This window comes from Phytopseudomonas seleniipraecipitans, assembly GCF_900102335.1.
Classification (GTDB): Bacteria; Pseudomonadota; Gammaproteobacteria; order Pseudomonadales; family Pseudomonadaceae; genus Aquipseudomonas; species Aquipseudomonas seleniipraecipitans.
Genome location: NZ_FNBM01000005.1, coordinates 42,457 through 65,046 on the forward strand (window position 1 = coordinate 42,457; position 22,590 = coordinate 65,046).

17 protein-coding genes are annotated in these 22,590 nt (G+C 63.9%); 6 read left to right on the forward strand and 11 right to left on the reverse strand.

The window, feature by feature from the left end; genetic code table 11:
• Window positions 1–151 precede the first annotated feature (151 nt).
• The 8 genes from BLS60_RS12150 to BLS60_RS12185 form a co-directional block, all read right to left on the reverse strand.
• Window positions 152–400 (reverse strand): hypothetical protein, encoded by a 249-nt coding sequence (locus tag BLS60_RS12150; protein WP_070881082.1) that lies wholly within the window; start codon window positions 398–400, stop codon window positions 152–154.
• A gap of 38 nt (window positions 401–438) precedes the next feature.
• The gene (gene etfB / locus BLS60_RS12155) at window positions 439–1,212 is read right to left on the reverse strand and encodes an electron transfer flavoprotein subunit beta (protein ID WP_092368365.1); all 774 of its coding nucleotides are present in this window, start codon (window positions 1,210–1,212) and stop codon (window positions 439–441) included.
• A 125-nt stretch (window positions 1,213–1,337) separates the two neighbouring features.
• Window positions 1,338–2,567 carry an electron transfer flavoprotein subunit alpha gene (gene etfA, locus BLS60_RS12160; protein WP_092368368.1) on the reverse strand — a complete coding sequence of 410 codons (1,230 nt, stop codon included), beginning with the start codon at window positions 2,565–2,567 and terminating at the stop codon, window positions 1,338–1,340.
• Window positions 2,568–2,696: 129 nt separating this feature from the next.
• Window positions 2,697–4,655 carry a dimethylglycine demethylation protein DgcB gene (gene dgcB / locus BLS60_RS12165; RefSeq protein ID WP_092368371.1) on the reverse strand — a complete coding sequence of 653 codons (1,959 nt, stop codon included), beginning with the start codon at window positions 4,653–4,655 and terminating at the stop codon, window positions 2,697–2,699.
• A gap of 159 nt (window positions 4,656–4,814) precedes the next feature.
• Entirely contained in the window at window positions 4,815–6,875 is a 2,061-nt protein-coding gene (gene dgcA / locus BLS60_RS12170; protein WP_070881078.1) for a dimethylglycine demethylation protein DgcA, read from the reverse strand.
• Between the two features lie 90 nt (window positions 6,876–6,965).
• The gene (locus BLS60_RS12175) at window positions 6,966–7,496 is read right to left on the reverse strand and encodes a DUF5943 domain-containing protein (RefSeq protein ID WP_092368374.1); all 531 of its coding nucleotides are present in this window, start codon (window positions 7,494–7,496) and stop codon (window positions 6,966–6,968) included.
• Window positions 7,497–7,669: 173 nt separating this feature from the next.
• Window positions 7,670–8,647, reverse strand: a complete 978-nt coding sequence (locus tag BLS60_RS12180) for a dipeptidase (protein WP_070881076.1) — start codon at window positions 8,645–8,647, stop codon at window positions 7,670–7,672.
• A 332-nt stretch (window positions 8,648–8,979) separates the two neighbouring features.
• Window positions 8,980–9,693, reverse strand: coding sequence for a murein L,D-transpeptidase catalytic domain family protein (locus tag BLS60_RS12185; protein ID WP_070881075.1), 714 nt, complete (start codon window positions 9,691–9,693; stop codon window positions 8,980–8,982).
• 151 nt (window positions 9,694–9,844) lie between these two features.
• Between BLS60_RS12185 and BLS60_RS12190 the strand changes: the two genes are divergently transcribed.
• Entirely contained in the window at window positions 9,845–11,458 is a 1,614-nt protein-coding gene (locus tag BLS60_RS12190; RefSeq protein ID WP_092368377.1) for a L,D-transpeptidase family protein, read from the forward strand.
• Between the two features lie 167 nt (window positions 11,459–11,625).
• Here the strand turns inward: BLS60_RS12190 and BLS60_RS12195 are convergent, their stop codons facing one another.
• Complete coding sequence (locus BLS60_RS12195; protein ID WP_420831610.1) at window positions 11,626–12,282, reverse strand: GntR family transcriptional regulator; 657 nt, start codon at window positions 12,280–12,282, stop codon at window positions 11,626–11,628.
• Between the two features lie 63 nt (window positions 12,283–12,345).
• Window positions 12,346–13,296: a LysR family transcriptional regulator gene (locus BLS60_RS12200; protein WP_092368919.1), complete on the reverse strand. Its 951-nt coding sequence runs from the start codon at window positions 13,294–13,296 to the stop codon at window positions 12,346–12,348.
• A 186-nt stretch (window positions 13,297–13,482) separates the two neighbouring features.
• On the opposite strand from BLS60_RS12200, the gene BLS60_RS12205 reads away from it, so the two are divergent.
• The 5 genes from BLS60_RS12205 (at window position 13,483) to BLS60_RS12225 (ending at window position 20,712) form a co-directional block, all read left to right on the forward strand.
• Window positions 13,483–14,898: an acetyl-CoA carboxylase biotin carboxylase subunit gene (locus tag BLS60_RS12205; protein ID WP_092368380.1), complete on the forward strand. Its 1,416-nt coding sequence runs from the start codon at window positions 13,483–13,485 to the stop codon at window positions 14,896–14,898.
• Window positions 14,899–14,908: 10 nt separating this feature from the next.
• On the forward strand, window positions 14,909–16,720 hold the full coding sequence (oadA, locus tag BLS60_RS12210; RefSeq protein WP_092368383.1) for a sodium-extruding oxaloacetate decarboxylase subunit alpha: 1,812 nt from the start codon (window positions 14,909–14,911) through the stop codon (window positions 16,718–16,720).
• A gap of 233 nt (window positions 16,721–16,953) precedes the next feature.
• Complete coding sequence (locus BLS60_RS12215; RefSeq protein ID WP_092368386.1) at window positions 16,954–17,625, forward strand: hypothetical protein; 672 nt, start codon at window positions 16,954–16,956, stop codon at window positions 17,623–17,625.
• A gap of 151 nt (window positions 17,626–17,776) precedes the next feature.
• Window positions 17,777–18,991 carry a YeeE/YedE family protein gene (locus tag BLS60_RS12220; protein WP_092368389.1) on the forward strand — a complete coding sequence of 405 codons (1,215 nt, stop codon included), beginning with the start codon at window positions 17,777–17,779 and terminating at the stop codon, window positions 18,989–18,991.
• Between the two features lie 347 nt (window positions 18,992–19,338).
• Window positions 19,339–20,712, forward strand: coding sequence for an alanine/glycine:cation symporter family protein (locus tag BLS60_RS12225; RefSeq protein ID WP_092368392.1), 1,374 nt, complete (start codon window positions 19,339–19,341; stop codon window positions 20,710–20,712).
• Between the two features lie 265 nt (window positions 20,713–20,977).
• Here BLS60_RS12225 and BLS60_RS12230 read toward each other — a convergent pair whose 3' ends face one another.
• Window positions 20,978–22,561, reverse strand: a complete 1,584-nt coding sequence (locus BLS60_RS12230; protein WP_092368395.1) for a gamma-glutamyltransferase family protein — start codon at window positions 22,559–22,561, stop codon at window positions 20,978–20,980.
• Window positions 22,562–22,590: the final 29 nt, after the last annotated feature.

Below are 22,590 nucleotides of genomic sequence, written 5' to 3' on the forward strand. Positions count from 1 at the left end.
TAAAAAAAGCGCAGGTAACCGCAGCGCCCAATATCCGTGGCGCCTGGCAGTTATTCAACAGTTTATCCACAGGCAGATGCACAGAATTTGTGCGAATCGCGGTCGCCTATGGCCTGGCGGCCATGGCCTCGTCGCGGAGTGGAAGGGATTTCTAGCGGCGGGGAACGAGCGCGGGCAGCAGCGTACGGGAAATTGCTTCGCGTACCGTGGGCAGCACGGTAGCGCTACCCGCCAGTATCTCTTCAACCATCCGGCGTAGGGCAAGTGCTCGCTCGGGGCACAGGCCGGTGACCGCGTATTCACAAGCCTGCTCGGCACTCGCGCCGCTGGGGATGCTGATACCCAGGGCAACCAGGCGCTCACGCAGGTCTTCCTGGTCGATCAAGTCGGTATGCATCATCGTCCTGTCCTCTCAGTGTGTAAGGAGGCGGCGTTCAGTCAGCGCAGCACGCCTTCGTCCAGTAATAGTTTGAAGATAGCCTCTGCGCCTTCCTGTGGCGAGACGCCAGTGATCACTTGCCCGCCACCCCCCGAGGCTTTTGCCGTGGCCGCTTTCATGCGCTCGGCGCCGGTTTTGGCCTTGATCACTTTCAAGCGCTTGGGCCGCGGCCGGGCCGGTTGCCATTGCGCATCGGCGTAGAGCGGGTCGTCGACCAGCTCCACCGCTTCGCGATCCAGCGTACCGCGGCGCGCCGGACCGAATGCGCTCTGGCGGGCCGCCGGGGCCGCGGTGTCGACACTGGCCACAAACGGCAGGCGCACTTTGAGGCGCCGACGCTGGCCGCGGGGCAGCGCTTGCAGCACTTGAGCACTGCCGCCATCAATGCGCTCTACCTCGGCCAGACCGACGATCAGCGGCCAGCCCAGGCGCTCTGCCAACAGATACGGCAGCATGCCGGAGCCCTCGCCGGTTTCCGCCTGGCTGCCGGTCAGCACCAGCTGTGCCTTGGTCAATTGCAGGTGTTCGACAAGGGCAGGCAGCGCATCGGCCTCGCGGGTCTGTTCGAGTACGGTGAGGCCTGGCAAGCCCATGCCTAGATAAGCGCGCAGGGTGTCTTCCTGGGGGTCGCCGGCATGCACCACATTGAGCTTTTCACCGGCCAGCTTGAGCCCCAACTCCACGGCGCGAGCGTCCTGCTCGGCACGCCGTGGCCGGCCCGAAGCGGGGTGAGAGCCGATGGAGATCAGGGTGACGATGTTCAACTCAGTCATGGCGCGACTCCGGTGACGTCGGGCGGAAAGCGCTGTCGTCTTCTGCATCCGAACGGTGCAGCGTGATGGTGAAGAATCGGCCCGCACAGGTGAGCGCCATCTCCCTTGGGCCGCCGAATCGTGAACTATGCAGCATCGCGTTTGGCTCCCTGGCGGTGAGCCTCGACGCGCTCGATCAGCGCCTGGAGGATGGCGGCGGCGTCGCCGATGACGGCCATGTCGGCGCGCTTGATCATGTCGCAGCCCGGGTCGAGGTTGATTGCCACCACCTTGTCGCAGGCGCCAATGCCTTGCAGATGCTGGATAGCACCGGAAATCCCGACAGCCAGATAGACGCGTGCGGTAACCCAGGTGCCGGTAGCGCCAACCTGGCGGCCGCGCGGCATGTGGCCGTCATCGACCGCCACCCGTGATGCACCTTCGGTGGCACCGAGGGCGACGGCGGCGCGGTGGAATAGAGCCCAGTCCTTGACGCCGTTGCCGCCCGAGAGAATGAACTCCGACTCGGCCATGGGAATTTGCGCCGGGTCGACGGCTACCGAGCCGAGGTCTTCGATACGAGGCAGGTTACGCGCGACCGGGTCGGACAGTTTTACCGCTCTGGCCTCATGCCGGGTCTCGCTGACCGGCTCGGCACACTCCGCCGCAGCCAGAAGCAGCCGCGGGGCTGCTCGCGCGATGTCTTCGCGGCCAGCGCCGGCGCGCCCGGTGCTCTTGCCATCCTTGACCTGCCAGACACGGGTTGCCGGCCTTTCGCCCAGGCTGGAAGCCAGGCGCCGGCCCAGTTCGCCGCCACCGGTGCGGCTGTCTGGCAGCAACCAATGGCGCGGGTTGTACTGGTTCTCCACGGCGCGCAACGCCAGCACCCTCTGCTCGGGCGAGTAGCCGCTGTATTCGTCACCTTCCAGCTGCAGCAGGCGGTCGACGCCAGCGGTGTCGAATGCGGCCTCCTTGTGTTCACCGAATACCACGGCCAGCACCGCACCGTCCTTGCCGGCCAGCTGATGGGCAAGGCCGAGCAGGTCCTTGTCGTGGCTGCTCAGGCGCCCGCCGACCATGTCCGGCACCACGGCGATGACGAATGCCGGTTGCTCGACCACATGCAGCGGCAGTTGCACCACAGCGCTGCTGCTCTGGCGCTTGTTGCTGCCGCCTTGTTGGGCGCCGCTGCGGTCGATGCGCTTGAGCCCGGCCGGGCCGATAAAGCCGGCGGCGATGGCATGCGGGTTCTTGCGGACGAGACCGTTCGGTCCCATCCACTGCGTCTGCTGGGTTTGCAGGGCCGCATGCAGCGGGTGCAGGCGGTTGCGAGCGATGCGCTCGGCGCGCGGATCGCGGCGAATGATGTCACTCATGGCGGTCTCCCGTCAGGCAGCTCAGGAGGGTGGTTTTTGTTGATGGGTTGGCACCCATCCTACGGATCGCGCTTTGTAGGATGGGTGATAACCCATCGCCCGTTGCCAGGTTGTCACGCACGTCGATATTCATGCGACCTCCACTGCAGTGGGTTGCGTAACGGGCTTCTTCTGCGGTGCTTCGGCTTCGATCAGCGCCTCGGCCACCAGCTCGGCGATGTCCTTGATCTGTGGGCGCGGCTCGACCACGCCTTCGAGCATCACCGTGCACTGTGGACAGCCAACGGCCACCAACTCGGCGCCGGTTTCCTTGATGTCTTCCATGCGCATGTCCGGGATACGCTGCTTGCCGGGAATGTCGGTAATCGGCGCGCCGCCGCCGCCGCCGCAGCAGCGCGAGCGGAAGCCGGAACGGGCCATCTCCTTCACCTCGATACCGATGGCCTTGAGGACCGCGCGCGGTGCTTCGTATTCGCCGTTGTAGCGGCCGAGGTAGCAAGGGTCGTGATAGGTGACGCTGCCGCCCTTGTGTTGCCCGACCGTGAGCAAGTCGCGCTGCATCAGCGTGTCGATGAAGGTGCTGTGATGCACGACCTGATAATCGCCGCCCAGCGCGCCGTACTCGTTTTTCAACACGTGGAAGCTGTGTGGGTCGCAGGAAACGATGGTCGTGAACTGGTACTTGGCCAGAGTGGCGATATTGCGCTTGGCCAACTGCTGGAAGGTCGCTTCGTCGCCGAGGCGGCGGGCCACGTCGCCGCTGTCGCGTTCTTCCAGGCCGAGCACGGCGAAGTCTACGTTGGCGGCTTTGAGGATCTTCACAAAAGCGCGCAGGGTGCGTTGGTTACGCATGTCGAACGCACCGTCGCCGACCCAGAACAGCACCTCGGCCTGGCCCTTTTCGCTCATCAGCGGCAGGTTCAGGTCAGCGGCCCAGTTCAACCGGCCGCCGGGCGCGAAGCCGCCGGGGTTGTCGGTGGCGATGAGGTTTTCCAGCACTTCGGCGCCCTTGTTGGGTGTCGAGCCTTTTTCCAGAGTCAGATGACGGCGCATGTCGACGATGGCATCGACGTGCTCGATCATCATCGGGCACTCCTCCACGCAGGCGCGGCAGGTGGTGCACGACCACAGGGTGTCGGCGTCGACCAGCGCCTTGCCCTGCAGCGAGACGATTGGCTGGTGCGGGCCGCCGCCGTGTTCGCCAAGTGGCTTGCCAGGGTAAGGCGAGCCAGCGAAGTTGGCGTCAGTGCCACCGGCCAGGCCGATGACCATGTCCTGAATCAGTTTCTTCGGGTTCAGCGGTTGGCCGGCGGCGAAGGCTGGGCACATGGCTTCGCACTTGCCGCACTGCACGCAGGCGTCGAAGCCGAGCAGCTGGTTCCAGGTGAAGTCGGTGGGTTTTTCCACGCCCAGTGGTGCTTTCGGGTCGTTGAGGTCCAGTGCTTTCAGGCCGGTGGAGCGACCGCCAGCGAAGCGTTCACTGCGGCGGTGCCAGGCCAGGTGCAGGGCGCCAGCGAAGGCGTGCTTCATCGGCCCGCCCCAGGTCATGCCAAAGAACAGCTCGGACACGCCCCAGGCCACGCCAATGGCCAGAATGGCCGCGAGCACCCAGCCGCCGAAATCTGCTGGCAGCACACCGGCCACTGGCAAGGTGGCGATAAAGAAACTCGCGGAGAACATCAGCAGGCTTTTCGGCAGGCGCATCCAGGCGCCTTTCGACAAGCGCGCCGGTGGGTTGCGCCGGCGCGCGGCGACGAACAGTGCGCCGACGAACATGCACGCGGTGGCGGCCAGCAAGGCGATACCGAGGATGCGATTGTGCAGACCAAAACCGTGCACGACGATCGCCAATACGGCGGCCAGTACGAAGCCGCCGGCCGTCGCCACGTGGGTCTTGGACATGTAGCTGTCGCGTTCGACCACATGGTGCAGATCGACTAGGTAGCGGCGCGGCATCTTCAGCAGGCCGCCGAGCCAGTCGACGTGCGAGGCGCGCCCGCGGCGCCACATGAAGAAGCGTTTCGCGGCGCCCAGTACGGCCAGGCCCAGGGCGGCGAACAGCAGGACGGGAAGGATGAGTTGCAGCATGAGCGTTGGTCTCCGTTGATCGTTGCCCCGCTTGGCGCGGCAACGAATCGCCAGACGCTCCGCGTCCAGCGCGTGTGACGCAGAGCATCACGAGTCGGGGGTACCCACGCGGACGGTTCGACGCCTCGACGTGGGTGCCATCAGTCGACCGGGGTCAGTTCAGAAATCCTTGCACAGCCGCAGTGCGTCATAGATCGCTGCATGGGTGTTGCGCTGGGCCACGCAGTCGCCGATACGGAACAGCAGGTAGCCGTCACCGGGCTGGCTCAGGCTTGGCTGCGGCTGTATGGCGAACAGCGCGTCAACATCCATCTGGCCCTTGTTACGCGAACCTTCCTTGAGCGCGTAATAGAGGCCTTCATCCGGACGCACGCCGTTCTCGACGACCACCTGATCGACCACCCGCTCTTCCCGGGCGCCGGTGTACTCGTTCTCGAGCACCGCGATCTTCTTGTCGCCCTCGGCGTAGACCTTCTCCAGCATCATGTCGCCGGTCATGATCACTTCTTTGGGGTACATGCTGCGGTAGTAAGTCGGGAAGCTGGTGCCGCCGATGGCGACGCCGGGCTTGATGTCGTCGGTGACGATCTCGACCTGGCAGCCTTTATCGGCGAGGAAATCGGCCACCGACATGCCGGTGAACTCGCAAATGGTGTCGTACACCAGCACATTCTTGCCCGGCGCCACCTTGCCGCTGAGGATGTCCCAGCTGCTGACTACCAGGCCTTCGTCCGCATGCCAATGCTCGACCTGTTCAAGGAACGGGTGGCCGCCGTTGGCGAGCACGACGATATCGGCGCGCAGGTCGTTGATGGTGTCCACATCCGCCGCGGTACCGAGGCGCAGGTCGATGCCCAGGCGTGCCAGCTCCAGTTGGTACCAGCGGGTAATGCCGGCGATCTGGTCACGCTGCGGCGCCTTGGAAGCCAGGGTGATTTGTCCGCCAAGCTGCTCCTGTTTTTCGAACAAGGTCACGTCGTGGCCGCGTTCGGCAGTCACGCGCGCGGCCTCCATGCCGGCAGGGCCGCCACCGACGATCACTACCTTGCGCTTCGGCCCGGTGGATTTCTCGATGATGTGTGGCACACCCATGTACTCGCGGGACGTCGCCGCGTTCTGGATGCACAGCACGTCCAGACCCTGGTACTGGCGGTCGATGCAGTAGTTGGCGCCCACGCACTGCTTGATCTGGTCGATCTGGCCCATCTTGATCTTGGCGATCAGGTGCGGGTCGGCGATGTGCGCGCGGGTCATGCCGACCATGTCCACGTAGCCGCCTTCGAGAATGCGCGTGGCCTGGTTCGGGTCCTTGATGTTCTGCGCGTGCAGCACCGGCACCTTGACCACTTCCTTGATGCCAGCCGCCAAGTGCAGGAACGGCTCCGGCGGGTAGCTCATGTTGGGGATCACGTTGGCCAGGGTGTTGTGGGTATCGCAACCCGAGCCCACCACGCCGATGAAATCGAGCATGCCGGTGTCGTCGTAGTACGTGGCGATCTGCTTCATGTCGTCGTGGGACAGGCCGTCCGGGTGGAACTCGTCGCCGCACAGGCGCATGCCCACGCAGAAGTCGTCACCCACTTCGGCGCGCACCGCCTTGAGCACTTCCAGACCGAACTTCATACGGCCCTCGAAGGTGCCACCCCACTCGTCGGTACGCTTGTTGACGCGCGGCGACCAGAACTGGTCGATCATGTGCTGGTGCACCGCCGACAGTTCCACGCCATCCAGGCCGCCTTCCTTGGCGCGGCGTGCGGCCTGGGCGTAGTTGCCGATCACCCGCCAGATTTCCTCCGGCTCGATGGTCTTGCAGGTGGCGCGGTGCACCGGCTCACGGATACCCGACGGCGACATCAGGGTCGGCCAGTGGAAGCCGTCCCAGCGCGAGCGGCGGCCCATGTGGGTAATCTGGATCATGATCTTGGCACCATGCTTGTGCATGGCGTCCGCCAGATTCTGGAAGTGCGGGATGATGCGGTCGGTGGACAGGTTCACCGAACTCCACCACTGCTGTGGGCTGTCGATGGCCACCACCGAGGAACCGCCGCAGATGGCCAGGCCGATGCCGCCCTTGGCTTTCTCTTCGTAGTACTTCACGTAGCGCTCGGTGGTCATGCCGCCATCGGTGGCATACACCTCGGCGTGTGCGGTGGAGAGCACACGGTTACGGATAGTCAGTTTGCCGATCTGGATCGGCTGGAACATTGCTTCGAAGGCCATGACCTTCTCCTCGATTCGGCGGCTACACGCTACGTTCTGCGTTCACGGTGGAGGGCGGGTGCCTTTATTGGCGGCACCTGATCCTTTTGTTCAAAGCGGGCGAGTCACGAACAGGCCGTCATCATGGCCTTCTTCGGAGCCGCCATATTCCTGCACGGTAACGGTACGGATCGAGCTGCCCTGGGCGGCCAGGATCTGGTCGATGGCGCCGGAGAACCAGCCAGTGAACATGTAGTCCACCTTGCGGCCGACCTTGCCGTACACGTACACGAAGGCTGAGTGCTTGAGCTTTACCTCGGCATAGCCGGTTTGCAGATCGAGCTTCTGCGTTTCGAACAGACCCCAGCCGCGCTGCGACAGGCGTTTCATGTAGTGCTCGAACACCGCTGCGCCAGAAAGGCCATGGCACTCGGCTTCTTTCTCGCACCAGTGCCAGGCGGATTTGTAGCCGGCCTTGTAGAGGATTTCGGCGTACTTGTCGGCGCCGAGCACCTCCTCGATGCCCATGTGGTTGTTGACGAAGAAATGCCGCGGCACATACAGCATCGGCAAGGCGTCGGTGGTCCAGACGCCAGTTTCGTCGTCGACCTGGATGGGCATTTCGGGGGCGTGGGTGGCCATGTGGATAACTCCGGAATGAGGTTATTGATCGTTCCCACGCTCAGCGTGGTAACGCTCCAGCGGACGCTCTGCGTCCGCTTCTGTGACGCAGAGCGTCACAGGCTGTATTCCACGCGAACGGTTCGACGCCTAGACGTGGGAGCGATAATTTTCGATTTGCCGCCGTGATGGGCTTATTCGCCCCAGACGTCGGCCAGCACCCTCACCCAGTTTTCGCCCATGACCTTGCGCACGGTGCGCTCGCTCATGCCGCGTTTGAGCAGGGTTTCGGTGAGGTTGGGGAACTCGCCCACCGTGCGAATGCCCAGTGGGTTGACGATCTTGCCGAAGTTGGTCAGGCGGCGGGCGTAGCCCTTGTCGTGGGTCAGGTACTCGAAGAATTCCTGGCCATGCCCCTGGGTGAAGTCGGTGCCGATGCCGATGGCGTCTTCGCCGACGATGTTCATCACGTATTCGATGGCTTCGGCGTAGTCGTCGATGGTCGAGTCGATGCCCTTGGCCAGGAAGGGCGCGAACATGGTCACGCCGACGAAGCCGCCGTGGTCGGCGATGAACTTCAGCTCGGCGTCGGATTTGTTGCGCGGGTGCTCTTTAAGACCGGACGGCAGGCAGTGGGAGTAGGTGACGGGCTTCTTCGATTCGAGGATGACTTCCTCGCTGGTCTTGCTGCCGACGTGGGACAAGTCACACATCACGCCTACCCGGTTCATTTCGGCGACGATTTCGCGGCCGAAGCCGGACAACCCGCCGTCGCGCTCATAGCAGCCGGTACCGACCAGGTTCTGGGTGTTGTAGCACATCTGCACGATGCCCACGCCGAGCTGCTTGAAGATCTCCACGTAGCCGATCTGGTCCTCGAACGCATGGGCATTCTGGAAGCCGAACAGGATGCCGGTCTTGCCCAGCTCCTTGGCGCGGCGGATGTCCGCGGTGGTGCGCACCTGCATCACCAGGTCGCTGTTCTCGCGGATCAGCTTCTGGCTCGATGCGATGGCGTCGATGGTTTCCTGAAAGTCTTCCCAGACCGACACCGTGCAGTTGGCCATCGTCAGGCCGCCCTTGCGCATGTCTTCGAACAGTTCGCGGTTCCATTTGGCGATGATCAGGCCATCGATGACGATGCTGTCGGCGTGCAATTCGGCTGGGCTCATCAGGCGGCTCCCCTTGATTGATGCACCAGATTCGTTGCTGGCGCTTTGTGGGGAGCATATGCCTCGACGCCCGAGCGACCGGGTGCAAAAACGACGGGGGGATTGCCGAAAGCGTCAAGGAGAGGTCGTGATTGGGTAAGCCGCGTCAAGGCGGCTTGCTCCAGCACCGGCGACCATGAGCAGGGTCGCTACAGGCAAAGCAGGCGTGGGATGAAGCAAGGCACTTTGCCCCTGCCACACTCACGCCGTGATGGAGGGGCGGGACACTCAGGGGCGTCAGCTAACGGCCTCGATAGTAATCTGCGAGAGACGGTGATCGGCTCTGCGGCGTCTCAACCTTCCTTGGCGCTGACAATTCCGGCGACCAGGCCGGGCTTGCAGTTGATGAAGGCCGAGGATTTCAGCCAACGCTGGTCGGGGTAGTACGAAAACATGAATTGGCCACCCTTGAGGCTGTCTACCACCATACGCGCTACTTCCGGGCGGACCGCAGGGCAGCCCTGGCTGCGGCCGATGCGGCCCTGGGTCTTGATCCAGGCCGGGTTCACGTAATCGGCAGGGTGAATGACGATCGCACGCTGGCGGGCCAGGTCATTGAAGCCGGGCTCCAGGCCGTCCATGCGCAGCGAGTAGCCGTGTTTGCCGGTGTAACTTTCCTGGGTGCGGAACAGACCGATGCTGGACTGATGGCTGCCTTCGGTATTGGAGAAACGGGTGGCGAAGTTGTCCCCGGACTGCTGGCCATGCGCGACCAGATCGTGCAGCAGCAGGCGCTTGCTGGTCAGGTCGAAGATCCACAGGCGGCGCTCGCTGGAGGGCTTGGAAAAGTCGATGACCGCCAACCGCTGTGCCGGCACGGCGCCGTTATTGATGGCGCAACGCATGGCGTCGATGGCATGGTTGAGTACCTTGCGCTTCAGCGCAGGGGCCTGGTCTGCCAGGCTTTCCAGCAACGGATCGGGCGCCAGGGTGGCGGCCATCAGGGACGGTGCGGGCAATGCCAGGCAAAGAAAGGCTAAGCAAATTCGCTGAATCGTGGTCATCATCTCAAGTCTCTGCGTGTCGGTCATCGACAGGTCGAGCCCTTGCCAGGCAATTGCGGGCGCAACAAAGCCGGCGATTCTAACAGTCGAAGTCTTCTGACCCGCCGGTGTCCGACGGGCTGTCATTCACCCTGTCGTAATCTGGAGCGGCGCCTTGTTTTCTCCCACCACATCCTTTGCCTGGGCGCTGGCCCTCACCGCTCCTCTGGCATTGGCCGACGCAACGCCGCCCAGCCCGCTCGAACAACAGCTCGCCGAACCCAGCCTGACCTGCGTGTCGCCCGCCCTGACGCTCACCGCCAAGGATCGTGAATGGCTGGAGCCGTTCTACCTGCTTCGCGGTGCTCAGCCGGTGTGGAGCGCTGCGAACCTGCCGGCGCTGTTCACGCAGCTGGAGAACCTGGTGGACGATGGCCTGGAGCCGCGGGCCTATCACCTGGAGCCGTTGCGCGAGCTGGCGGCGGTCGACGACCCATCGCCGCGGCTGTCCGCCTGCGTTGAGGTACTTGCCACCACCGCCTATTTGCAAGCCCTGCGCGACCTGGCTTATGGGCGCCTGGAGCAGGCAACGGTAGAGCCGCTTTGGGAGCCGGAGAGCATGGCCGTGGAGCAGAGCCAGGCGCCGCTGCTGGCGCTCGCCCAGGCGGGGCTGAACGATCCCGCACAAGCATTCGAGCAGGCTCGCCCGGATTTCGGGCCTTATCGAGACCTGCGCCAACGCTACGCCGAGCTGCGTCGTCAGGTGTTGCCGCAATGGCTGGCCATCCCTGGCGGCTCATCGCTGAAGCCCGGCGCGGTGGATGGCCGTGTGCCGCTGCTCGAACAGCGCCTGCAGCTGCATGGTGATCTGTCCCAGGGCGCACCAGCGTTGGTCGCCGAGGAAACCTCGGTGTATTCCACGGCGTTGGTGGAGGCGGTCAAGGCCTTCCAGCGCAACCACCTGCTCAAGCCCGATGGGGTGGTCGGCCCCGCCACGCTCGCCGAGTTGAACCGCTCGGCCAGCGAACGCATGGATCAGATCCGCATCAATCTGGAGCGCCTGCGTTGGCTGTCCCACGAGATCGAGCCGACCAGCGTGCTGATCGACGTGGCAGGCGCCGAAGTGATGTTCCTGCGCGACCACGCCATCGCCTGGCAGGCGCGCACCCAGGTCGGCCGGCCGGCGCGGCCGACGCCGCTGCTGCGCTCGCGCATCACTCACCTGACCCTGAACCCGACCTGGACGATTCCACCGACCATCCTGCGCGAGGACAAACTGCCGGAGCTGCGCCGCGATGCCGCCGGTTACCTGGCAGCCAATCGCATGCGGGTGATCGACTATGACGGCAATGAAGTCGACCCGCGCAGCGTTGACTGGGAGCGCCCAGGCCGCGTGATGATTCGCCAGGAGGCCGGTACTCACAGTCCGCTGGGCAAGGTGGCGATCCGCTTCCCCAACCCCTTCTCGGTGTACCTGCACGACACACCAAGCCAGCGCCTGTTCGACAACCTGCCGCGGCTGTTCAGCTCAGGCTGCGTGCGCATCGAGCGGGTGACCGAGCTGGTCGACCAACTGCTGGCCGAAGCCACGCCAGGCGAGCGCGCCCGGATCGCCCGGCAGTGGGACAGTGGCCGCACCTTGCGCGCCGATCTACCGCGCCCGGTGCCGATCCTGATGGCCTACTGGACGGCGCAGGTCGGTGCTGACGGGCAAGTGCAGTTCCGCCCGGATATCTATGGCCACGATGCTCGCCTGCTCAAGGCGCTGGATGCGTCCAACCGGATCTAGGATGAGTCGCAGCTCGTCGGATGTGTCGAGGAGTGGAGCGATACCCGGTACTCGGATTTGATGATGCTCGCGCTCTAGGTAGGGTGGACAACGCTCTTTTTGTCCACCATCAAGGCTTCGGAGCGGTGGACGGTTAAAGCGTCGTCCACCCTACGAAGGCGGCCGACTCAACGGTGCCCTGGCAGGTGCTCGAACAGGCTGCGGCAGACGCCGATGATGTGCTGGTCGAGCAGGCTGACCGCCCGTTCGACGTCACGGGCGCGGCAGGCGGCGATGATTTCGCGGTGTTCGTGGTCGGCGCGGTCCTTGCCTTCGGACAGGCTCATCTGCATGCGCAGGTAGCGTTCCAGCTTGTCGTGGATGGAGCGAATCAGGCTGACCAGGAACGGACGTTGCGCCGGTTCGTAGAGGCAGGCGTGCAGTTCCCAGTTGAGCTCGGCCCAGCGGCCGATGTTGTCCTCGCCGATGAACTCTTCGCAGATGCGCTCGGCACGGGCAAAGGTGGCTTCGCTCATGTTGGGAATCGCCAGGCGCAGCACCTTGTCTTCGAGGAGGATGCGCACTTCGAACATCTGCGCCAGTTCCGCCTCGGAGATGCGCGTGACCACCGCGCCCTTGTTGCGCTGGAACACTACCAGCCCTTCTGCTTCCAGACGCTTGAGCGCCTCGCGCACGGGAATCTTGCTGACATTGAACAGCTTGGCGATGTCATCCTGGCGCACCGGCTCGTCTTCGGCAAAATGGCCGGACACGATGGCGTCGCGCAGGTGCTTGGTGATCACCTCCGAAGCGGACGGGGCAATGCCAAGGTTGGGGGCGTTCAAAGGAGGTAATGGCACGCGCTGCACCCGTCGGTGGAGAGGTTTTGGATATGATATACGAAATCCCTACAACGAATTGCCTACACCGCTGAACTGCTCGGCCAACGCGCCTATCTGCGTACGCTCGTTGCGGACAAAATTGAAAAATGCCTGGGCCACCGGCGACAGGTACTTGCCTCGCGGATGAACCACGCACCAGCTGCGCAGCAGCGGCAGTTCGGCGACCGGCAGCTCGCGCAGCACGCCTAGCTGCAGCTCGCGGCGCACCGCGTGGCGGGGTATCAGGGCCAGCCCCAATCCGGCAATCACGCCCTCGCGCTGCCCTTCCATGGAGCCAACTTCCTGCAATTGGGCGAAATGGGCGCGTTTCTGGTTGCAGTATTCCTCGCACGCTCGTCGCGTGCCCGAGCCAGGCTCGCGTACCAATAGCGGCCACTCGCACAAGTCCTGCAATCGCAGGCTGGTCGCCTGGCTCAAGGGGTGATCCGCAGGCGCCACCGCGATGATCGGGTTGTTGAGAAAGGGCAGGAATTCCAACGACATGTCGGCCGGCACCTGGGACATGATCAGCAGGTCGTCGCGGTTGATGCTCAGACGCCGGACGGCCTGGCTGTGGTTGACCACCGTCAGTTGCAGGCTGACTTCAGGATGCTCGCGGCGAAAGGCCGCAAAGAGGTGCGGCATGAAGTACTTGGCGCTGGACTCGACGGCCAGGCTCAACTGGCCCTGCAGCGAGCCCTGCAAATCCGCCAACTGCATATCCAGGCTCTCCAGCCGCCCGAAGATGTCCTCGCTGGCCCGCTGCAGGGCTTCGGCAGCCTCGGTGAGGTAGAGCTTCTTGCCGACGTAATCGAACAGCGGCTGGCCGAGCAGCTCTTCGAGCTGACGGATTTGTAGGCTGACCGCAGGCTGGGTCAGCGACATTTCTTCGGCGGCGCGGCTGTAGGAACGGTTGTCGCACACTGAGCGAAACACCTGCAGCTGACGAAATGTCATGCGTAGCAATGACTTGCGAATTTCATTCACCACTCAAGTGGATTCTTGTCCGGCAAGCATAAGTTTTTACTTATGCATAACCCAACAAATATTGATTTTGGTTAATTGTTACAGCGGCGTAGGGTTGCTCTAAGGCCGGGCAGACATATCCGGTCATATCTCGACCCTCTGTGGGTTGCCTGTTCACGTGATCGAGGATGCTGGCTCGTGATCAAGAAAATCCTCATAGCTAACCGTGGCGAAATCGCCGTCCGCATCGTGCGGGCCTGCGCCGAGATGAACATTCGTTCGGTGGCCATCTATTCGGACGCCGACCGCCAGGCCCTGCACGTCAAACGTGCCGATGAGGCCTACGGCATTGGTGAAGACCCGCTGGCGGGCTACCTGAACCCGCGCAAATTGGTGAACCTGGCCGTGGAAACTGGCTGCGATGCGTTGCATCCCGGCTATGGCTTTCTCTCCGAGAACGCCGAGCTGGCGGAAATCTGCGCTTCGCGCGGCATCAAGTTTATCGGCCCGAGCGCCGAGGTCATCCGCCGCATGGGCGACAAGACCGAAGCGCGGCGCAGCATGATCAAGGCCGGCGTGCCGGTGACGCCGGGCACCGAGGGCAACGTGGCGGATATCGCCGAGGCGCTGCTCGAAGGTGACCGCATCGGCTACCCGGTGATGCTCAAGGCCACCTCGGGCGGCGGCGGTCGGGGCATTCGCCGCTGCAACAGCCGTGAGGAGCTGGAGCAGGCGTTTCCCCGGGTGATCTCCGAGGCGACCAAAGCCTTTGGTTCGGCCGAGGTGTTTCTTGAGAAGTGCATCGTCAACCCCAAGCACATCGAAGCGCAGATTCTTGGCGACAGCTTTGGCAACGTGGTGCACCTGTTCGAGCGCGACTGCTCGATCCAGCGGCGCAACCAGAAACTCATCGAAATCGCCCCCAGTCCGCAGCTGACCCCAGAACAGCGCGCCTACATCGGCGATTTGGCGGTGCGCGCCGCCCAGGCGGTCGGTTATGAGAACGCCGGCACCGTGGAGTTCCTGCTCGCCGAGGGCGAGGTGTACTTCATGGAGATGAACACTCGGGTGCAGGTGGAACACACCATCACCGAGGAAATCACCGGTATCGATATCGTTCGCGAGCAGATTCGCATCGCCTCCGGCCTGCCGCTGTCGATCAAGCAGGAAGACATTCAGTACCGCGGTTTTGCCCTGCAGTTTCGGATCAACGCCGAAGACCCGCGCAACAACTTCCTGCCGTCGTTCGGCAAGATCACCCGCTACTACGCGCCCGGCGGCCCCGGCGTGCGTACCGACACGGCGATCTACACCGGCTACACAATTCCGCCGTATTACGACTCCATGTGCCTGAAGCTGGTCGTCTGGGCGCTGACCTGGGAAGAGGCCCTGGCCCGTGGCGCGCGTGCCTTGGACGACATGCGCGTGCAGGGTGTGAAGACCACCGCCACCTACTACCAGCAGATTCTCGCCAACGATGAATTCCGTAGCGGGCGCTTCAACACCAGCTTCGTCGACAACCACCCCGAGCTGCTGAACTACTCGATCAAACGCAAGCCGGGCGAACTGGCCCTGGCCATCGCCGCCGCCATCGCCGCCCATGCCGGCCTGTGAGGAACGCATCATGACAAGAAAAATCACGGTTACCGACACCATCCTGCGCGATGCCCACCAGTCCCTGCTGGCCACCCGCATGCGCACCGAAGACATGCTGCCGATCTGCGACAAGCTCGACCAAGTCGGCTACTGGTCGCTGGAAGTCTGGGGCGGCGCGACCTTCGACGCTTGCGTGCGCTTTCTCAAGGAAGACCCGTGGGAGCGCCTGCGCCAGCTGCGTGCGGCGTTGCCCAACACCCGCCTGCAGATGCTCCTGCGTGGCCAGAACCTGCTCGGCTACCGCCACTACAGCGATGACGTGGTGCGCGCCTTCGTCGCCAAGGCGGCGGAAAACGGCATCGACGTGTTCCGCATCTTCGATGCGATGAACGACGTGCGTAACCTGCAGGTGGCCATCGAGGCCGTGAAGGCCAGCGGCAAGCACGCCCAGGGCACCATCGCCTACACCACCAGCCCGGTGCACACCGTCGCGGCGTTCGTCGCCCAGGGCAAGGCCATGCAGGCCATGGGCATCGATTCCATCGCCATCAAGGACATGGCCGGGCTGCTCACGCCCTTTGCCACCGCCGAGTTGGTCAAGGCACTGAAGGCCGAGATCGACCTACCGGTGTTCATCCACAGCCACGACACGGCGGGCCTGGGTTCGATGTGCCAACTCAAGGCCATCGAGGCCGGCGCCGACCATATCGACACGGCGATCTCCAGCTTCGCCTGGGGTACCAGCCACCCGGGTACCGAGTCGATGGTCGCCGCGCTCAAGGGCAGCGAATACGACACCGGCCTGGATCTGTCGCTGATCCAGGAAATCGGCATGTACTTCCACGCGGTGCGCAAGAAGTACCACCAGTTCGAAAGCGAGTTCACCGCGGTCGACACCCGCGTGCAGGTCAACCAGGTGCCGGGTGGGATGATTTCCAACTTGGCTAACCAGCTCAAGGAGCAGGGCGCGCTGAACCGCATGAACGAAGTGCTGGCGGAGATTCCGCGGGTGCGTGAAGACCTCGGCTTCCCGCCGCTGGTCACGCCGACCTCGCAGATCGTCGGCACTCAGGCGTTCTTCAACGTGCTCGCCGGCGAGCGCTACAAGACCATCACCAACGAGGTGAAGCTTTACCTGCAGGGCGGTTATGGCCAGGCGCCGGGCAAAGTCAGCGAGACGCTGCGCAAGCAGGCCATCGGCAACGAAGAGGTGATCGACGTGCGCCCCGCCGATCTGCTCAAGCCGGAGATGGGCAAGCTGCGCGGGCAGATTGGCGACCTGGCCAAGACCGAAGAGGACGTGCTGACCTTCGCCATGTTCCCGGACATTGGCCGCAAGTTTCTCGAGGAACGCGAGGCCGGCACCCTGCAGCCGGAAGTGCTGCTGCCGATTCCCGACGGCAGCGGCGTGGCGGCAGCCGGCGGCGCGGGCGTGCCGACTGAATTCATCATCGACGTGCATGGCGAAACCTACCGCGTGGACATCACCGGCGTCGGCGTGAAGGGCGAGGGCAAGCGGCACTTCTACTTGTCGATCGACGGCATGCCCGAGGAAGTGGTGTTCGAGGCACTCAACGACTACGTCGCCGGCGGCACCGGCAGCAAACGCCGCACCGCCAGCGCACCGGGTGACGTGAGTACCAGCATGCCGGGCAATATCGTCGACGTGCTGGTCAAGGAGGGCGACACCGTGAAAGCGGGGCAGGCCGTGCTGATCACCGAGGCGATGAAAATGGAAACCGAAGTGCAGGCGCCGATCGCCGGCACCGTCAAGGCCGTGCATGTGGCCAAGGGCGACCGCGTCAATCCGGGCGAGGTGTTGATCGAAGTCGAAGCCTGATTGCCCAACGTTTACCTCTGGGGGCCGCAAGGCCCCTTTTTTTGCCCGGCATTTGCCGCAGCTATCGCACTTTTCATATTTGCCTTGTTCATATCGGCGCAGTCGCTTGCGTTGGCCCAGCTGCTTTGGCATATAGCGGCTGCGTTCGTACCGCGTTGCTTCGGATTCACCGCAGCTTTGCGCTTTCAACCGTCGCTCCTGAAGGGCGAGGTCAACTCTGATAGGGATATTTCATGCTCCGTCGCTGCGTTTTCCTCATGCTGTTGCTCAGCTTGGCTGCTTGTTCCAATGGTCGCAAAATAGACTATTCCCAGGCGTATCCCGAGGTGCCAAAAACCTTCGCCAAGGCCGTCGAGGTGCAGGTGATCGATGAGCGTCCCTATGTACTGTCCGGTAACAAGAAGGGCCATTTCGTCGGCTTGATTCGCGGCAGCTACTACATCCCCTATGACGTTAACACCCGCTCTGGCGAGCCGCTGGCGCAGGAACTGCAGAAGTCCTTGCTGGGAGGCTTCGAGCGCAAAGGCGTCAAGGCCCGCGCCGTCGATAGCAAGGTTAGCCAGGCGTCATCCGCCGATGCCATGCTGCTGTCGATTCGCGTGCGTGAATGGAAGAGCGAAAGTTTCATGGGTGTGGTGCTGACCCACGCGCTGACTGCCGATGTATTCGACAGTCGGGGTCAGCGTCGGGCGTCGGTGCCGTTGCAGGGTTCGTCCAGCGTCTATGACTTCACCGATTCGGGTAAAACCATTCTCTCCAGTGTGCTGGCGCGGCAGGATGTGCAGAAGGCGCTCAATGGCGAGCAGGTCGAAGTCGTCGAAGCCGCCGAGATCGAAGCGGGGTCGGTGCGTCGCGACCCGGCCGGACTGTTTACACCACCGGTTGCCCGTGACGGCGTGTTCTGAGGCGATGACATCCCGGCCTGTATGGCACGGGCTAATTCGTAGTAGCGCCTTGGCATAACCTTCTTCGCAAACGATCTAACCGTGGGCCTGTGCCAGGCGCCGGGAATGGCTAAAATAGCTGACCGTTTCAATTGGTTATTCGAAGGTCTATATGAATCTGTCCATTCCTGCAGCGGCACCGGTCAACCGGCCTGCTACGCCGTTGATTGCCGTGGCGCTGCTGCTGGCCGGCGCGCTGGCCCTCACCTTCGCGGTGAGTGGCCGTCAGGCATTGCTATTCATCGTCGGCGGCGCGCTGGGGCTGGTGCTCTATCACGCGGCCTTTGGTTTCACGTCGGCTTGGCGCGTGTTGCTCAACGAACGCCGTGGCGCAGGCCTGCGCGCGCAGATGGTGATGCTGGCCATCGCCGTGCTGCTATTCTTCCCGGCGCTCTCGGCGGGCACGCTGTTTGGTGAGCCGGTGCGCGGGCTGGTGGCTCCGGCCGGCACCTCGGTGGTGGTCGGCGCGTTCATCTTCGGCATCGGCATGCAGCTTGGCGGCGGATGCGCGTCTGGCACGCTGTTCACCGTGGGCGGCGGCAACGCGCGGATGCTGGTGACGCTGCTGTTCTTCATCATCGGTGGCGTGGTGGCGACGCATCATCTGGACTGGTGGTCGGCGCTGCCGAGTCTGCCGCCCACCTCCATTGTCACTAGTCTTGGCCTGGTGCCTGCACTGCTGGTCAGCCTGGGACTGTTCGCTGCCATCACCGCGATCAGTATCCGCCTGGAGCGCGCTCGCCACGGTAGCCTGGAGCGCTCGGCGCCTGGCGAGCATCAAGGCTGGCAGCGCTTCCTGCGCGGGCCGTGGCCGCTGATCTGGGGTGCGGTGCTGCTGGCGCTGCTCAACTTCGCCACTCTGGCCCTCGCGGGTCGTCCGTGGGGCATCACTTCTGCGTTCGCACTGTGGGGCGCCAAGGTGCTGCAGGGCGGCGGCGTCGACGTCGCTGCCTGGGCCTTCTGGCAGCAGCCGGCCAATGCTCAGGCGCTGGCCGCTCCGCTGTGGGAAGACATCACCACGGTGATGGACATCGGCATCGTTGTCGGTGCGCTGCTGGCGGCTGGTCTGGCCGGTCGCTTCGCGCCAAACCTGAACATTCCGCTGCGTTCGCTGATCGCTGCGGTCGTCGGCGGGCTCTTGCTCGGTTACGGCTCGCGCCTGGCCTATGGCTGCAACATTGGCGCCTACTTCAGTGGTATTGCCTCTGGAAGCTTGCATGGCTGGCTGTGGCTGGTAGCGGCATTCATCGGCAACGGTGTCGGTGTGCGCCTGCGACCGTTTTTCTTCCCAGGCGAGCGGCGCGAGGCGAAGCTGACGGGCTGCTGACAGCCAACGGTGTGCTGCACTGCCTGTGATGACGGCGCAACGGTTTTGCGCCGTCCTTCGTTGGGGGGCTCTGCGCTGCGTGCGTTAAACAACGCGATGCACTGCCGATGCTCGATACGGCAGCGAATTTTCCTATTTTTTCAGACCCTTTCACCGGCAAGTTGTTATAGCCTTGCCCACTTGGTGACAATCGCGTGCCTTGCAATCGATTGATCCGCCTGACGTTTCGCGTCATTCGATGTTCCTGGCGACGTACCCTTCCGGCTTAGGCAGGAGCGCTATCCGCGCCGTGCCGTTCCTGGCGGCCACGAGCCGCAGTGGACATAACAAAAAGGATAACCATCCCGATGGAATCACTTCTCGCTGTACTTTCGAGCATCAACAGCTTCGTCTGGGGCCCGTTCCTGCTGATCCCGCTGTTATTGCTGACCGGCCTGTACCTGACCATTCGTCTGCGCGGCCTGCAGTTCCGCGTGCTCGGCCACGCGTTCTGGCTGGCATTCGTAAAGCGTTCTGAAAAAGGCAACGTGCCTGGCGACGTTTCCCACTATCAGGCCTTGGCCACTGCGCTGGCCGCGACCGTCGGTGTGGGTAACATTGCCGGCGTGGCGACCGCCATCGGCATTGGCGGGCCGGGCGCGTTGTTCTGGATGTGGATGACCGGACTGCTGGGCATGGCGACCAAGTATTCCGAGGCGTTGCTGGGCGTGAAGTACCGGGTCACCGATGCCAAGGGTGAGCAGAGCGGCGGGCCCATGTACTACCTGACCCACGGTGTCGGCGGCTGGTTCGGCAAGACCCTGGGCATCGCCTTCGCCATCTTCGGCGTGCTCGCCTCGTTCGGCATCGGCAACATGGTGCAGTCCAACACGGCGGCGCATCAGCTGTACGACACCTGGGGCATTTCCCCGGTGGTCAGCGGTCTGTGCCTGGCGCTGGTCACCGCAGTGGTCATCATCGGCGGCATCAAGAGCATTGGCCGTTTCGCCGCGGCCGTCGTGCCGCTGATGATCGTGCTTTACATCGCCTGCATCATCGTCGTGCTGGTGGCATTCGCCGACCGTTTGCCGGCAGCCATCGCGCTGATCTTCACCGATGCCTTCAGTGGTTCGGCGGCTGCCGGCGGCTTCCTGGGGTCGAGCATCATTCTTGCCGTGCAGATGGGCGTGGCCCGCGGCATCTTCTCCAACGAATCCGGTCTCGGCACAGGCGCGATCGCGGCGGCGGCAGCGAAGACCGACAAACCGGTTCGCCAGGCCATGGTGTCGATGACTCAGACCTTCCTCGACACCCTGGTGGTGGTGACCTTCACCGCCCTGGCGATCATCGTCACGGGCGCCTGGATGCAGGAAGGCCTGAAGGGCGCGCCGATGACTGCCTGGGCGCTGGAGCAGGGCATGGGCGGCGGCTGGGGCCTCTATACCGTGGCCATCAGCGTCATGGTCTATGCCTTCACCACCATTCTCGGCTGGTCGTATTACGGCGAGCGTTGCATGGAGCGGCTGCTGGGTCGTGTGGCGGTGATGCCGTACCGGCTGATCTTTTCAGTGATGGTGTTCGTCGGCGCAGTGACGTCGCTGGAAGTGGTGTGGACGTTCTCCGACATCGCCAACGGCCTGATGGCGCTGCCCAACCTGATCGGCCTGTTGCTGCTCTCCGGCATTGTGGTCAAGGAAACCCGCGATTACATGAGCCGCAAGGATTGGAAAGACGCAGACTGACACATCGCTCGCCAATGAAAACGCCCCGCTGCTCAGCGGGGCGTTTTCGTTTCGGGCAGCGTGCAGCATGTAGGGTGGATCGCGCTTCATCGATCCACCGTGTCGGTGGACGTGAAAAGCGACGTCCACCCTACATTGCCGATTGGCGGGCACCAGCCAGCGATTGCGGCAGCTCTCACGCAGAGCGTGAGGAACGGTCAGCCTGCAAGCTCACCAACGAAATGGCCCCGCATGAGCGGGGCCATTTTGTTCTGCAGCCCGGGCGCTACAACCCGCAGACGCTGCCATCGCTGCGTGGGTCGGCAGCGCCTTCCAGCACGCCATTAGGGTGGCGCAGCAGTGCGCCGGCATGGCCCATGGTGTCGCTGAAAGCCTCATCCAGCACCTCGACGTTATGGCCGGCCTGGCGCAGTTGCTCGACCAACGCAGGCGGGAAGCGGCTTTCCAGCTTGAGCGTGGTGCTGACGTCGCCCCAGGTGCGGCCAAGTAGCCAGCGCGGCGCGCTGACCGCGGCCTGCAGGTCACTGCCCAGGCGGTAGCGGCTGAGGATCGCCGCCTGGGTTTGGGGCTGCCCTTCGCCACCCATGGTGCCGTAGCTCAGCGTGCGGCCGTCGTCGAACAGCGCCAATGCCGGATTTAGGGTGTGGAACGGCTTGCGGCCCGGTTGCAGGGTCTGCAGCGCGGCAGGATCGAGAGAGAAACTGATCCCGCGGTTCTGCCAGGCGACGCCGCTGGACGGTAGCACTACGCCCGAGCCGAACTCCCAGTACACGCTTTGAATGAAGCTGACAGCGCGGCCCTGATCGTCGATGCAACCCATCCAGATGGTGTCGCCCGGCGCGGCCGGTTGTGGCCACGGCAGCGCGTGCTGCGGGTCGATGGCGGCGGCCAGGCGCTGCAGGTTGGCGTCGTCCAGCAGGCCTTGCGGGTCCTGCGGCACACGGGCGGGATCGGTCACCACCCGGTCGCGGATCAGGAACGCCTGCTTGGTTGCCTCGACCAGCCCGTGCACATGGGCGAAGCCTTCGGCCTGCTCGATACCGAGTTTTTCGAAGATGCCGAGGATCAGCAGCGAGGCCAGGCCCTGGGTGGGCGGCGGCATGTTGTACAGGGTGGTATCGGCCAGGCGCACGCTCAGCGGCTCGACCGCTCGGGCTCTGTAGTCGTGCAGGTCGGCCAGGCGCAGTGGACTGCCCAGGCGTTCGAGGTCGGCGGCCATGCTCGCGGCTAGCTCACCGCGATAAAAGTCGCCCAGGCCGGCGTCGGCCAGGCGCTGCAGGGTCGCGGCCAGAGCCGGCTGACGCAGCAGGTCGCCTTCGCGCGGCGCCTGCCCATTGTGCAGGTACACCTCGGCAAAACCAGGCACATCCTGCAGTTCGGCCAGCTTGCTCCGGGTCAGTTGCGCCTGGCTGCGGCTGACCACGATGCCGCGGCGGGCATGGCCGATGGCATCGGCGAGCAGCTCGGGCACCGCCAGCGTTGGCTGCCAGTGGGTGGTCTGCGCCAGTGCTTCGGCCCAGCCACCGACGGTGCCCGCCACGGTCAGCGCAGCCAGCGGGCCGCGGCTGGGAATCTGTGCGTGGCCAGCGTAGAAATCACGGTCGGCGAGGGCCGCGCTGCTGCCGCAGGCGTCGATAGCCAAGGGCTGCTTGCCCGGCTCGTGAATCAGCCAGAAACCATCGCCGCCAATTGCGTTCATGTGCGGATAGACCACCGCGATGGTCGCCGCTGCCGCGACCATCGCCTCCACGGCGTTACCGCCGGCCTTGAGCACGTCGCGTCCGGCCTGGGCCGCGAGATGGTGAGGCGCGACGAACAGGCCGCCGGTGGCATGGGTGCTCTTTAGCATGGGATCAGGTTCCTTGTTGTTTCAGGCCG

Excerpts from the sequence above, each read along its gene's own strand:
- BLS60_RS12150 (WP_070881082.1), bottom strand. The coding sequence starts at position 400 with ATGATGCATACCGACTTGATCGACCAGGAAGACCTGCGTGAGCGCCTG.
- etfB (WP_092368365.1), bottom strand. The coding sequence starts at position 1,212 with ATGACTGAGTTGAACATCGTCACCCTGATCTCCATCGGCTCTCACCCC.
- etfA (WP_092368368.1), bottom strand. The coding sequence starts at position 2,567 with ATGAGTGACATCATTCGCCGCGATCCGCGCGCCGAGCGCATCGCTCGC.
- dgcB (WP_092368371.1), bottom strand. The coding sequence starts at position 4,655 with ATGCTGCAACTCATCCTTCCCGTCCTGCTGTTCGCCGCCCTGGGCCTG.
- dgcA (WP_070881078.1), bottom strand. The coding sequence starts at position 6,875 with ATGGCCTTCGAAGCAATGTTCCAGCCGATCCAGATCGGCAAACTGACT.
- BLS60_RS12175 (WP_092368374.1), bottom strand. The coding sequence starts at position 7,496 with ATGGCCACCCACGCCCCCGAAATGCCCATCCAGGTCGACGACGAAACT.
- BLS60_RS12180 (WP_070881076.1), bottom strand. The coding sequence starts at position 8,647 with ATGAGCCCAGCCGAATTGCACGCCGACAGCATCGTCATCGATGGCCTG.
- BLS60_RS12185 (WP_070881075.1), bottom strand. The coding sequence starts at position 9,693 with ATGATGACCACGATTCAGCGAATTTGCTTAGCCTTTCTTTGCCTGGCA.
- oadA (WP_092368383.1), top strand. The coding sequence starts at position 14,909 with ATGACAAGAAAAATCACGGTTACCGACACCATCCTGCGCGATGCCCAC.
- BLS60_RS12215 (WP_092368386.1), top strand. The coding sequence starts at position 16,954 with ATGCTCCGTCGCTGCGTTTTCCTCATGCTGTTGCTCAGCTTGGCTGCT.
- BLS60_RS12220 (WP_092368389.1), top strand. The coding sequence starts at position 17,777 with ATGAATCTGTCCATTCCTGCAGCGGCACCGGTCAACCGGCCTGCTACG.
- BLS60_RS12225 (WP_092368392.1), top strand. The coding sequence starts at position 19,339 with ATGGAATCACTTCTCGCTGTACTTTCGAGCATCAACAGCTTCGTCTGG.
- BLS60_RS12230 (WP_092368395.1), bottom strand. The coding sequence starts at position 22,561 with ATGCTAAAGAGCACCCATGCCACCGGCGGCCTGTTCGTCGCGCCTCAC.